At 61.8% G+C, this 12843-nt stretch carries 10 protein-coding genes; 3 read left to right on the plus strand and 7 right to left on the minus strand.

Annotation, left to right across the window (positions count from 1 at the left end):
* Nucleotides 1-30: 30 nt before the first annotated feature.
* The gene (locus tag RID42_09455; GenBank protein ID MEQ8247897.1) at nucleotides 31-1689 is read right to left on the minus strand and encodes an acetolactate synthase large subunit; all 1659 of its coding nucleotides are present in this window, start codon (nucleotides 1687-1689) and stop codon (nucleotides 31-33) included.
* Between the two features lie 156 nt (nucleotides 1690-1845).
* Here RID42_09455 and RID42_09460 point away from each other — a divergent pair, with 156 nt between their 5' ends.
* The gene (locus RID42_09460) at nucleotides 1846-5412 is read left to right on the plus strand and encodes an AsmA family protein (protein MEQ8247898.1); all 3567 of its coding nucleotides are present in this window, start codon (nucleotides 1846-1848) and stop codon (nucleotides 5410-5412) included.
* On the opposite strand, the gene RID42_09465 is transcribed toward RID42_09460, so the two are convergent.
* From RID42_09465 to RID42_09475, 3 genes are all read right to left on the minus strand, one after another.
* Nucleotides 5387-5620, minus strand: coding sequence for a ribbon-helix-helix domain-containing protein (locus RID42_09465; GenBank protein ID MEQ8247899.1), 234 nt, complete (start codon nucleotides 5618-5620; stop codon nucleotides 5387-5389). The two genes, RID42_09460 and RID42_09465, sit on opposite strands and share 26 nt — an antisense overlap.
* 2 nt (nucleotides 5621-5622) lie before the next feature.
* Nucleotides 5623-7017, minus strand: a complete 1395-nt coding sequence (gene fumC / locus RID42_09470) for a class II fumarate hydratase (GenBank protein MEQ8247900.1) — start codon at nucleotides 7015-7017, stop codon at nucleotides 5623-5625.
* A gap of 165 nt (nucleotides 7018-7182) precedes the next feature.
* Nucleotides 7183-7815 carry a LysE family translocator gene (locus tag RID42_09475; GenBank protein MEQ8247901.1) on the minus strand — a complete coding sequence of 211 codons (633 nt, stop codon included), beginning with the start codon at nucleotides 7813-7815 and terminating at the stop codon, nucleotides 7183-7185.
* A 129-nt stretch (nucleotides 7816-7944) separates the two neighbouring features.
* Between RID42_09475 and RID42_09480 the strand changes: the two genes are divergently transcribed.
* Nucleotides 7945-8214, plus strand: a complete 270-nt coding sequence (locus RID42_09480; GenBank protein MEQ8247902.1) for a MoaD/ThiS family protein — start codon at nucleotides 7945-7947, stop codon at nucleotides 8212-8214.
* Between the two features lie 2 nt (nucleotides 8215-8216).
* A complete protein-coding gene (locus RID42_09485) occupies nucleotides 8217-9296 on the plus strand; it encodes an exo-alpha-sialidase (protein ID MEQ8247903.1) in 1080 nt (359 codons plus the stop codon).
* A 3-nt stretch (nucleotides 9297-9299) separates the two neighbouring features.
* Here RID42_09485 and RID42_09490 read toward each other — a convergent pair whose 3' ends face one another.
* The 3 genes from RID42_09490 to RID42_09500 are packed head-to-tail and all read right to left on the minus strand — an operon-like array spanning nucleotide 9300 to nucleotide 12833.
* Nucleotides 9300-10697 carry a mismatch-specific DNA-glycosylase gene (locus RID42_09490; GenBank protein MEQ8247904.1) on the minus strand — a complete coding sequence of 466 codons (1398 nt, stop codon included), beginning with the start codon at nucleotides 10695-10697 and terminating at the stop codon, nucleotides 9300-9302.
* A complete protein-coding gene (locus RID42_09495; protein ID MEQ8247905.1) occupies nucleotides 10694-11245 on the minus strand; it encodes a GNAT family N-acetyltransferase in 552 nt (183 codons plus the stop codon). The genes RID42_09490 and RID42_09495 overlap by 4 nt, the downstream gene beginning before the upstream one ends.
* Complete coding sequence (locus RID42_09500; GenBank protein ID MEQ8247906.1) at nucleotides 11205-12833, minus strand: fumarate hydratase; 1629 nt, start codon at nucleotides 12831-12833, stop codon at nucleotides 11205-11207. The genes RID42_09495 and RID42_09500 overlap by 41 nt, the downstream gene beginning before the upstream one ends.
* Nucleotides 12834-12843: the final 10 nt, after the last annotated feature.

Raw genomic sequence — 12843 nt, forward strand, 5'->3', positions numbered from 1 at the left:
CGTCGCGCCGCCCCCAAGATTGACCGTTCGTTAGATCGTGAAGGCGAGTTCGCCGAGGCGTTTTGTCATTTTACGATTCTCGGCGTAGTCCACTGGTATAGCGATCAGCGCCGGACCCTTCTGGGCGAAGGCTTCTTCAAGCGTGGGTTTCAGGTCGGCCGCCGATGTCAGCGTCCTTCCCCAGACCCCGAAGGCTTTGGCGAAGAGCTCGAAGTCCGGATTGTTAAACGCCAGGTTCGAGTGTTTGCCGTCGAACGAATTCTGTTGTTTCCACTTAATCAATCCGTATTCACCGTCCAGCCAGACGATGGCGACTACGTTGATGCCGAGCCGCGCGGCGGTCTCGATATCCTGGGCGTTCATCATGAACCCGGCATCGCCGCTGATCGAGAGCACGCGGCGGTCGGGAAACGCCATCTTGGCGCCGATCGAGCCGGGAAAGGCGAAGCCCATCGTGCAGAAGCCATTCGAGATCAAGCAAGTATTGGCTTCGTCACATTGGTAGTAGCGCGAGATCCACATTTTGTGGGCGCCGACATCCGACAGGAGAATGTCGTCGGGTCCCATCACTTCGCGGACGTCCCACAGAATTTTCTGCGGTTTCATCGGGAAAGACGTGTCGTCTTTCTCCATCGCGAAGTCGTCGAGGATAGTCTGCCGCAACTTGGCGCGGGCGCCGATATCGAATAGTGGCAGTTTGCCCTCAAAGCGTCGATTGATTGTCTCGTTGATTTGCCAGAGAGCGTCCGCAACATCCGAGACGACATCGACCGCAACCGGGTACGACAGGTCGACTTCGGCGGGGAAGAAGTCGATGTGGATGATCGTCTTGCCGCCGGTCTTGTTCCAATGCTCGGGCGAGTATTCGACCAAGTCGTACCCCACCGCGACGATCACGTCGGCCTGATCGATTGCGGCGTTGATGTGGTCGCGTCCCTGCAAGCCCAGGGTAAACATGCAGTGCGGATCGGAGCGGGGCACCGCGCCCTTGCCCATGAAGGTATTGACGACGCCGATCCCGGTCTTGTGGGCAAGGCGCTGCAGTTGCTTGGAAGCCCGTTTGCGTACGGCGCCGTTGCCCGCCAGAATCAACGGATTCTTGGCGGCGACAATGAGCTCGACCGCTTGCAGGATCGCCTTGTGGTCGGCCGCGGCCCGGCGGGTTTTGTGACGCGCCATCGGGGCGCCGCCGGTCTCTTCATCGGCGACATTTTCGGGCAGTTCGATGACGCAGGCGCCAGGTTTCTCGGACTCCGCGATTTTGAACGCCTTGCGCACCACTTCGGGGATGTTGTCGGGTTCGGTAATCGACTGGGCCCATTTTGTGATGGGGGCGAACATGGCGATCGAGTCCATGTTTTGGTGGCTTTCCTTGTGCAGTCGACGCGTCGACGCCTGTCCGATGATTGCGATAAGCGGCGCCCGGTCCATGTTGGCATCGGCCACCCCGGTCACCAGATTGGTCGCCCCGGGGCCTAGGGTTCCGAGACACACGCCCGCTTTACCGGTCATTCTTCCGTAGGCGTCGGCCATGAAGGCTGCGGCTTGCTCGTGGCGGCACAGGACGAATTCGATCTTGCTGTCGAGCAGCGAGATCATGACGTCGGCGTTTTCCTCGCCAGGAACCCCAAAAATGTGGGTCACGCCCTCTTCTTCGAGGCAACGAACGAACAAATCTGACGCCTTCATTAAAACTCTCCACGGATAATGCGATCACTAGAATTCGGCCATTCTAGCCACCACATACCCCGGAGTCTCAACGGGCCCGAAGCATTTCTGTTTTGATGCCCGAACCCCCTATATTCATAGCGTTGGTCCCTGCGACACGAGTTTGGAGTTCGATTGGTGAAGCGCGTCCTGTTGATCGCCCTCGGGGTCGTCGTTTTCGTCGCGGCCGCGGCCCTGATAGCCCCTAGTTTCATCGACTGGAACAAATACAAGGGCGAAATCGCCGGGCCGATAGAGCGCGCGACCGGCAGGTCCTTGGCCATGAACGGGGATCTCAGCTTGACGATTTTGCCGACGCCGCGGCTATCTGCCTCGGATGTGCGGCTATCGGTGGCCGGCGGCACGCACGATTTTCTGACATTGCGCTCGCTCGAAGTGCAGATCGCGCTGTGGCCCCTCCTACGCGGCGAGATCCAGGTCACCAGCGTCCGCCTTGTCGAGCCCGAGGTTTTTCTCGAAGTGGCCGAAGATGGGACGCCCAATTGGACCTTTGGCGCGAGTTCTTCTGAATCGGCACCGGCGACGAATCCCGGACAGGCGGCGGCGATCAGTGTCGAACGCGTCGTCGTCGCCAACGGTGTCGTTAATTTTGCCGGAAAGGACGGGCGTCGCGAGCGTGTCGATTCTATCACCGCCACTCTGACTGCCTCCAACCTGGCTGAGGGGCCCTTCGCTGCGGAAGGCCGGTTTTCGCTTCGCGATCAGGCGATCGGCTTTGACGTGGCGGTTGGCGCGCTCACAGCCTCGGCGCCTTCGCTGCGCGGCAAGTTGGAACTCGAACGCGGCGGTGCGGTTGCTACCATTCAGGGGACTTTCACTGGACTATCCAAAACGCCGACGCTCGATGCCAAGTTCGGTTTTGAAGGAAGCGACCTACGCGAGGCATTGAGCACTCTTGCTCGGCTCGCGGGCCGCGATATCTCGTTAGTCGTTCCAGGCGCTCAGTCCTTTGCAATCAACGCCGCGGTCTCCGGCACCCCTGAGGGGGTTTCCCTCAACGACGTTAGCTTGGTCGTCGGCGAAACCCGCGCCACCGGCGCTGCCTCGGTAGTCCTGGGTGCGCCACTTGAGGTTGACGCAACGCTGTCACTGGGCCGTCTCGATCTCGATGCCTGGGCCAATGCGGTTGCGATCGAGACGTCGGGTGCGGCCGCGGCGAAATCCCAGGCCGGCGTGGCGCCGCAGTTGTCCAATCCGCTAACCTCTTTGGATGGCGTCAGAGCGACGCTCACGCTGACCGGTGAAGCGCTTACCTATCGCGGGGGGTTGATCCGGCAACTTCGGGTCGTCGCCAATGCCGCCGAAGGTGCGATCGATTTGACGGCCCTCAATGCGATGTTGCCGGGCGGGTCTGACGTGAGCCTGTCGGGTCGCATGACTACGGTCGACGGTCAGCCCCGCTTCGACGGGACCGTTGAATTGGCGTCGTCCGACTTTCGCGCTGCCGCCGATTGGCTCGGTCTCTCGCTCGACGGAATCGCGGAAGCGCGGTTGCGTCAAGTCAGCTTTCAGAGCCGGCTTCGCGCCACAAAAGATCTTGGCCAAGCCTTCGGGATCGATCTACGTCTCGATTCCTCACGGATCACCGGTGGCGTCGCCTATGCGTTCCGTGCGAGGCCGTCCTTTAGCATCGACCTCGAGATCGACAGGCTGAACCTCGACGCCTACCTGGCAGACGGCGGCGGGCCTGCCGACCAACCGGTGCGCGGCGTACCGGCTCTGGGGACAGGTGCGCTGGCAATCCTCGGTACCTTCGACACCAATGCCAAGGTCGCCGTCGAGTCGCTCACCGTTGGCGGCCGCCGCTACGGTGGTGTCAAGCTGGATGCAGGCTTACTCGCAGGAGACCTCACCGTACGCAATGCGGCGATCGGCGATGCCGGTGGGGCAGCCATTTCCGTCTCGGGCAGCGCCGGCGCATTCGCATCGGTCCCGGCCTTCGACGCGAAGGTGACGGTGAAGGCGCGCGACGTGGCGGCGCCGGCACGCTTCTTCGGCGTCGATTTACCCGTAGACGCCCGCGCTTTGGGACAGATCGACCTGAACGGAACCGTGATCGGGACCGCCGAAGACCTTGCCGTCGACATCAAGGCGGGCATCGGAACAATGGCCACGGCGGTGAAGGGGCGGGTCGAGCTGTTCGCGGCAGCGCCGCGCATCGATCTTAGGGTCCAGCTAGATGGGCCCAGCTTCGTGCGGGCCGCCGAACTCGGTGGCCTTACGTTAACGCCGGTCGACCGAACCTTGGATGGCCCCCTTTCGGTGGTCGCGATCGTCCGAGGCAGCCGCGAAATGTTCAATTTCGATACCGACTTAACCGTCGCGGAGCTCAAAGTGATCGCCGGCGGGACCCTCAACAACCCGTTTGGCGACGCTGCGTTCAACATGAGCGTCCAAGCCAATCATCCGAATGCCGAACGCCTCCTGCGGACGTTCGGGGCGGACTACCAACCGGCCGCCACAAATCTTGGCGGCTTGAGGCTGCTTGCCGACATTGCAGGCGCACCGGCGCGCTTTGCGGTTTCCCGGGTCGAGGGCGGAATCGGCCCGGTCAATTTTGTCGGCGATGCCCAGGTCGATTTAAGCGGATCGCGTTCTCGCATCGACGCTCGACTCAACACGAGCGAAATCCTAGTCGATCTCTTTCTGCCTCGCTCGGTCCAGTCGGCCGGAACGGGAAATGCGCGCGGAGCCCAACCCCCCGGCGCCCGAGGCGGTGCACGCTTGTCGCAGGAGCCGATCGACTTGTCTGCTCTCAGCGCGGTAGATGGGCGCTTCGAATTGCGGCCGCGCGGCCTGACCTATGGCGACTACGCGTTTGCCGAACCTGTGTTGCTGGCCACGCTGGAGAACGGAACTTTGCGCGTGGATCCGCTCGGCGGCGGGCTATTTGACGGTAACGCTACGATTAAGATGACCGTTAACTCCGACCGTCCGGTAAAGATCGATCTATCGCTGTCGTTAGATGGTGCCAACATTGAACAGGCGCTCACGGCTGGCGCAAATCTCGACCGCGTAACGGGGCGGTTCGACATGTCTGGAACCTTGACGACGGTCGGCCAGAGTCAGTTCGATTGGGTCAACAATTTGGCCGGTCGGGTTTCCTTCTCGGCCCGCGAAGGTGTTGTCCGTGGGGTCGATTTGCCCGCGCTGAGCGGACGGCTGGGACGGCTCAATGAAGCGTTGGACTTCGCGGACCTGATGCTGCGCACGCTGCAGGGCGGCGAAACGGCCTACGATTCGATCAGCGGTACATTCGCCATCAAAGAGGGCGTTGCTCGCAGCGACGACTTGACCGCCGCGCTCGACGCAGCTGCGGGGTCCGGCACGGCCGTCGTCGACCTAGCCCGATGGCGCCTCGACATGCGCACTAGCGCGCGCCTGACCGACCACCCCCAATCGCCCGATATCGGCCTCGACCTAACCGGCCCGCTCGACGCCCCGCAACGTAATGTAAGGACCCAGGCGCTGGAGCAGTATCTCGCGCAGCGCCTCGGTTCGACATTGATTCGCAAGTTATTGAAGGACGATTCCAGCCCGTCTAGTCCCGCAACCGCGGCGCCGGCTAACGATAGTCGCGCTCCAGCGTTGCCCGGGAGCGGGGGTGATGGGGCCGAAGGAGAGAAACCGGCCACCGGAAACGACCTGCTGCGTGGGATCATTCGACGGCTTGGGGATCGTTGATCGCCCTGGTTTTCACTACTCGAAGAACAAACAGACGCAGCGCACTCGACAGATTGCCGACCCGCGTCGCGTCGACCTCGCCCACCAGTGCGTTCAAAGAAATGTCTCGCGCCTTGGCAATGTCTGTCAGTTCCTCCCAGAATTCCGTTTCCAGGGAAACGCTGGTCCGGTGCCCGGCGACGATTACCGAGCGTTTCGCTACGCTCATAGTCACGGCCGTGGCCGCGTCATGGCTTTAGCGTCGACCCATTTGTCGTAGTCGGCCGCGCTAACGGAACCCGATCCTAGCGCGGCCTCGCGCAACGACAGGTTTTCCGCATGTGCGTACTTGGCAATATCTGCCGCGCGGTCGTAACCGATATGTGGGGCCAGCGCCGTCACCAACATTAGGGACTGACGCATCAGTGAATCGAGTCGTTCGAGGTCGGGCTCGATTCCTCGCACACACAGAGTATCGAAACTAGCCGTCGCGTCCGTCAGTAGTCCCACCGACTGAAGGACATTGAACACAATCGCCGGTTTGTAGGTGTTCAATTCCAAATGCCCGCCGGCGTTGGCGATCGTCACCGCGACAGCGTTCCCCATCACCTGGGCGCACACCTGTGTCATAGCCTCAGCCTGGGTTGGATTGACTTTGCCCGGCATGATCGAGGAGCCGGGTTCGTTGGTGGGCAAGATCAGTTCGCCAAGGCCCGATCTAGGTCCGGATGCCAGCAAGCGAATGTCGTTGGCGATCTTCATCAGCACGGTTGCTGTGAGGTTGAGTGCACCACTGACTCCAACCATCGCATCGTGTGCGGCCAGCGCGGCAAACTTGTTGGGCGCGCTGGCAAACGGCAGGCCTGTCCGCTCAGCGATCTGTGCCGCGACCGCGGCCCCGAACTCGGCGCGAGCGTTGAGGCCGGTACCGACGGCGGTGCCGCCTTGGGCAAGTTCATAGAGCGGCCCGAGCGCTGTCGCGATCCCAGCCCGCGCGCTCGCCACTTGCGTGGCGTATCCCGAGAACTCTTGCCCCAAGGTCATCGGCGTCGCGTCCTGCAAGTGGGTGCGCCCCAATTTTACGATGGTGTCCCACCGGTGCGCCTTGTCGTCCAGCGTCGCATGCAGGGATTCGAGAGCCGGGAGCAGGCGGGTATCGATCTCCCGGGCGACTGCAACGTGCATGGCTGTTGGGAATGTATCGTTGGACGACTGCGCCATGTTGACGTGGTTGTTGGGGTGCACGGGCGTGTTGCCGCCGCGTGGTTGGCCGAGCAACTCGTTCGCTCGATTGGCGATCACTTCATTGGCGTTCATATTGGTCTGGGTGCCAGAACCGGTTTGCCACACCACAAGTGGAAAGTGATCGTCCAACACGCCCTCGGCCACCGCCGACGCTGCCGCAACGATAGCGTTGGCTCGCTCCTCGTCGAGATCGCCGTACGCGAGATTGACCAACGCCGCGGCGCGCTTGATTTCGCCCAGTGCGTGGATAACCGCGAGCGGCATGCGGTCTTTGCCGATCCGGAAGTTCTCCAAACTGCGCTGGGTTTGCGCGCCCCAGTAGCGATCTGCGGGAACCTCGATCTCCCCCAGGGTGTCGCGTTCGCTGCGGGTGGTGACCATGGCTTAGTTCGTTGCTCTCGGATGCATTGGGCACTGGAGGCCGGCTGTATCTGCGGTCTGCAAGTTGCGGCTAAGCAGGAGGGTTGTTGGTTCTTGCGCCATGAGTGGGCCTCTGCCTTCTAGTGTACACGCAAAGCCTCTTTTGTCGGATCGTTCTCGTTGTTCCTAAAGGACGTGATCGACCAGCAACCCGGCCGCAAACGCAAACAAGACGGCACTGGTGCTCCAGGACACCGCGCGCTGTACCGATGGGCGGCCAAGCCACACCCGGGCGCCGTCCGCGAGCAACATGACCCCCAATTGCCACACGACATTGACGACGAATAGAGCGACGCTCAACGTGACAAGTTGCAGCCAGACCCGACCGCGCGCCGGATCGACGAAGTTCGGCATTAGCGCGAGAAAGAGTACGATAACCTTGGGATTCAGCAGGTTGGTCAACATGGCGTCGCGCAGGCCTCGCCAGGGACCGACTTCCTTGCCCCGGGTCATCGCCTCCACGTTGATCAGGCCGGAGCGAAATCCCTGGACGCCGAGCCACACGAGGTAGGCCGCGCCAGCAACCGCGATGGCCTTGAAGGCGACGGTACTCGATGCGATTACCAGTGAAACCCCGACGGCGGCGAGGGCCGTGTGGGTGAACAATCCCAGTTGGACGCCCATCACCGTGGCGAAACCGGTGCGCGGGCCGGAGGACATGGTGTAGCGGATGATCAGCAGCGTATCGGGTCCGACCGACAGCACCAGGGCAAGAATGGTGACAATAAAGGCGACGAGCATTGTGGGATCGACGGGCATGGTGTGGCGTACGCGCTCACCGCGCTGCGTGCAAGCATTTCGCGTGCATCCTGGCGACCTCCCTTGCCGTCCCGGCAGTCCATCCCATAGCATCTGCACCCGACCAATAGGGATGTCGTGGGAGCGGTCGTGGCCCGAATTTCGTTTACTGCCAATCTTGAACGGCACGTCGCTGCGCCGTCGATGGAGGTGTCGGCGGCAACCGTGCAGGGCGTTCTCGACGCTGTCTTCTTGAAGAGCCCACGCCTGCGCGGCTACGTCGTGGACGAACACGGGCGACTGCGGAAGCACGTCAACGTCTACATCAACGACACGGTTGTCCGCGACCGCGTCGGCCTATCGGATTCGGTCGGCGCGGCCGATGAAATATTCGTTTTTCAAGCTCTTTCAGGAGGATAGGCGTGGCTGAAACACTCAACGTCGCGACGCGGAAGGGACTGTTTCGCTTCGAACGCAAGGGCGAAGGTTGGTCGGCCGGTTCGCCGGCGTTCATCGGCCAACCGGTGACCGCGGTGCTTGAGGACCGGCGTGACGGCACCTTGTATGCGGCGCTGAATTTGGGCCATTTTGGAATCAAACTCCATCGTTCGGACAACCAAGGCCGAAACTGGACCGAAGTCGCCGCCCCTGCGCTCCCGTCCGAACCTAGGAACGAAGACGCCAAAACGGTTCAATTGATTTGGAGTCTAGCGCCAGGCGGGAAGGGCGAAGCAGGCGTGCTATGGGCGGGTACCATCCCGGGCGGTTTGTTCCGCAGCGCCGACCGCGGTGCGAGTTGGTCGCTAGTCGAAAGCCTGTGGAATGTACCGGAACGCGCGAAGTGGTTCGGTGGAGGGTACGACGATGCGGGGATTCATTCCATTCATGTCGATCCGCGCGACCCGGCCAAACTGACTCTGGGCGTTTCCTGCGGCGGAGTTTGGAAAAGCGACGATGCCGGAGCATCGTGGCGCAACGTCGGTAAGGGCCAGCGCGCCGACTATGTCCCGCCCGATCTTGTCTACGACATCGTTTCGCAGGACCCGCACCGGCTTGCCCACTGTGCCGCCAATCCGGATGTCGTGTGGTGCCAGCACCACGTGTCAATCTTTCGTTCAACCGATGGCGGCGTAACGTTCGATGAAATCAAGGACGTCAAGCCGTCGCCCTTCGGTTTCGCCGTCGCGGCCCATCCGACGGATGCCGACACAGCCTGGTTCGTCCCGGCGATAAAGGACGAATTCCGTATCCCAGTCGACGGCAAGCTTGTCGTCAACAAGACGACCGACGGCGGTCGGACCTTTACCGCGCATAGCAAGGGTCTGCCATCAGCAGCGAGTTACGATCTGGTCTATCGCCATGCGCTCGATGTGGATCGCACTGGCACGGCGCTCGCGATGGGGTCGACCACGGGCAACCTATGGACCAGCGCCGACGGCGGCGAATCTTGGACCCTCGTCTCGGCGCACTTGCCGCCGATCGCCCAGGTCGCGTTCGCCTAAGGCCTAGTCCTTGAGCCGAACGACCGCGATTCCCGACTGAGGCCGCATCCGCAGCAGTGGGCCGAGGTCGGGCGTCTTCGCGTAATGCGCGATCAGCGCGCGCGCGGCGTGGTGCGTCGCGATATCCACCTTCCAGGATTTCGCCGTGCCATGGCGGTACCAGGTGATCTCATCGCCATCCTTCAAGGTGTCGTCGGCGATCATGGCTAGGGTAGGCAAGGGTGGATGGCCGGTCGCGTGGAGGTGGTGCGCCGGAAAATCGTCGTCGAACAGCAGCGTGCGAAATCCACGGGCATGGGCTTCGACGATACGCCGGGCGTGGCTGATATGGTCGTCGAAATAGGCCAGGACATTAGCGGTCTCGGGCGCGGTCACGCCGTCCGCCATCCAATCGTTCTCGTGGTAGACCGCGCCGTCGTCGCGCCATACGAGATTTCGAAAACTCACGTCGAAACAATGCATTTCCGCGCGCGGGCCACCTTGCCGTAATAGCCAGGTGGAGTGGCCGCGATGGACGCCGCTCTCGACGATGAAGTCGGGGCCGATAGAGCGGCCCAACAGATAGATCCAAAACGAATCGCAGAACTTGGTGCCGCCCTCGTTATCCTGCACCGGGCGTTCCGGATAGGCGGTAAAGAAGTCGTCGACCACGGCATCCAGCCCGTCCGTTGCGACGCCGAGAAAGGCTGCAGGACCGTCGAGGAAAGCCACCGCCGTGTCTTCGGCGACGCGTTTCAGGCGGCGGATTTGCGCATCGGATGTCATCCGCGAGGCGAATTCACTCTCATCGCGCTTTTTGCGCAAATCCAGGCCGATGCGGTGGTACAGACGGCGGTTCAACGAAACCCGCATGTCCTCCCGTGCTTCTGGCGTCAGCGAGTCGAGTTCGGGTTCCGCCCGGGAAAAGACGCGGCGCTGGCGGACGTGTTCGGCGAATTCCTGCCACGGACCGAAGTCCCAATGACCTGACGCCGCGCCCGAGGTGGATGGCAGAACGTAGACCGCCGTCTCGCCAATGCCTTCGGGTTGGCGGCCATACTTCACGTCGCGGCCGAAGTAGGCCTTTGCGGCGCGCTTGCCGTTAAATGCCAGGAACCGGGGCGAGTGGTCGGTAATCAGCGTCCGCAGGCGATTCGGATCGTCGCTCGATTTCGTCAGCGCGGCATCGCCCCCGGACTCGACCTTGTTCATGTCGGTCAAGCCAATGCGGTAGGTCAGTAACAGGAGGTATTCGTTCGGTCCCAAGGGCCGGTCGGTCAACCCCACCTTGGCCAGGGTCTTCCAGAATTTGTTGCCGGGCCCGGCATAGTAGGCGTCCTGCCGTGCCGATTCGGTGCCGGCGGCTGATCCGCAGAACACGACGTCGAGATCGTGGGTCAAGACATCCGGTAAGACGCTCATGTTTGTTTGCCGTCCAGCAAACATTCGAAGCGCTGTTCGACAAGAGGCTTCCCCCAGGTCGTGCTTTCGTACTCGTTGATCAAGCGAAATCCCGCCTTTTCGTAAAGATGGCGTGCGGCGTCGAGGCCCGCGAACGTCGCTAAATAGATCTTGGGAAGTTTGTTTGCATGGCAGAACGCCATCGCCGCATCCATCAATCGTCGACCGGTACCGTTGCCATGCGCGGACTCGCCAAGAATGAACCAGCGGAGCAATGCCGCCGGTGGGTCGATGCTGCCGTCGATGGCGATTCCACCGACATAGGTGCCGTCGTCGTCGGCGCGCCACATTCTATTTCGCGGATCGTCGCGCCGAGCCAGGAACTCGCCGATTTCGCGCGTGATCTTGGCCTCGAAGAAGCGCGCTGGGAAATCCCAACGGGTTCCGTAGTACGCGACTTGCAGGGCAATGAGCCGCCCCGCATCACCGGGTTCCGTTTCGCGGATCGCGATCGCCAAGTCAGCGGCCCTAGGCGGCTTTTCGCTCGACGGTCCCGACAAAAAAGTCATTGCCTTTGTCGTCGATCACGATGAAGGCCGGGAAGTCTTCGACCTCGATGCGCCACACCGCTTCCATCCCGAGCTCGGGGTATTCCAGAACCTCGACCTTCTTGATGCAGTCCTGGGCAAGGCGCGCGGCGGGGCCGCCGATCGAGCCGAGATAGAACCCGCCGTGTTTGCCGCACGCTTGGCGGACCATGGGCGAGCGGTTGCCCTTGGCGAGCGAAATCATACTGCCGCCTGCAGCCATGAATTCGTCGACGTAGGAATCCATACGGCCCGCGGTGGTTGGCCCGAACGACCCCGAGGCATACCCCTCGGGTGTCTTGGCCGGTCCAGCGTAGTAGACCATGTGATCCTTCATATATTGCGGCATGCCGCCACCGCCCGCGAGGCGTTCTTTGATTTTCGCGTGGGCGATGTCGCGGGCAACAATCATCGGTCCGTTCAGCGACAGGCGGGTCCGAATCGGGTAGCTGGAAAGCTGCTTGAGGATTTCGGCCATCGGCCGGTTGAGGTCGATCTGCACCACGTCGCCGCCGAGCTCGCCCTCGGGCACCTCGGGCATGTATTTGGCCGGGTTGGTTTCCAGTTGCTCAAGAAAGACGCCCTCGCGGGTGATTTTGCCCTTGGCCTGCCGGTCGGCTGAACACGACACGCCGATTCCGATGGGCACGCTCGCCCCGTGGCGCGGCAAACGGATGACGCGCACGTCGTGGCAGAAATACTTTCCGCCGAACTGCGCGCCGATCCCCATCGTCTGGGTCAGTTCATGGACTCGCGCTTCGGTTTCCAGGTCGCGAAAGGCTTGGCCATGTTCGTTCCCGGCGGTCGGCAACGTATCGAGGTATCGGGTGCTGGCCAACTTGACAGTCTTCAGGTTCATTTCGGCCGAGGTGCCGCCGACCACGATCGCGAGGTGGTAGGGCGGGCACGCGGCCGTACCGAGCGACCGGATTTTTTCGTCGAGAAATGCCAACAACCCATCCGGGTTTAGGACTGCGCGGGTCTGTTGGTAGAGGAACGTCTTGTTGGCCGAACCGCCGCCCTTTGCCATAAACAGAAATTTGTAGGTATCGCCGTCGCTGGCATAGATGTCGATCTGTGCCGGCAGATTGCTGCCGGTATTGACCTCGTCGTACATCGAGAGGGCCGACATCTGCGAATAGCGCAGGTAGGATTCGGTATAGGTGGAGAAGACGCCGCGCGAAATCGCTTCGGCGTCGTTTCCGGGGGTCCAGATATTCTGACCCTTGTAAGCCATGACGATCGCCGTACCGGTATCCTGACAGCCTGGGAGGATCATCCCGGCCGCGATGTTGGCGTTCTTGAGCAGCTCGTAGGCGACATAGCGGTCGTTATCGGACGCGTCGGGGTCGTCCATGATATTGCGCAGTTGTTGCAGGTGGCCTGGGCGCAGCAAATGGGCGATGTCACGCATCGCCTGCTCGGTCAGCAGGGATAAAGCCTGAGGTTCGACTCGCACGACTTCGTTGCCACCAACATCGATGGTGCTGACGAATTCGTCGCTCAGCTGTCGGTAGGGCGTTTCGTCCGGCCCAAGCGGAAACATGTCCTGGTATTGGAACGCGACCATCGGTTCTCCT

The organism is Alphaproteobacteria bacterium (genome assembly GCA_040216735.1).
GTDB lineage: Bacteria > Pseudomonadota > Alphaproteobacteria > SHVP01 > SHVP01 > CALJDF01.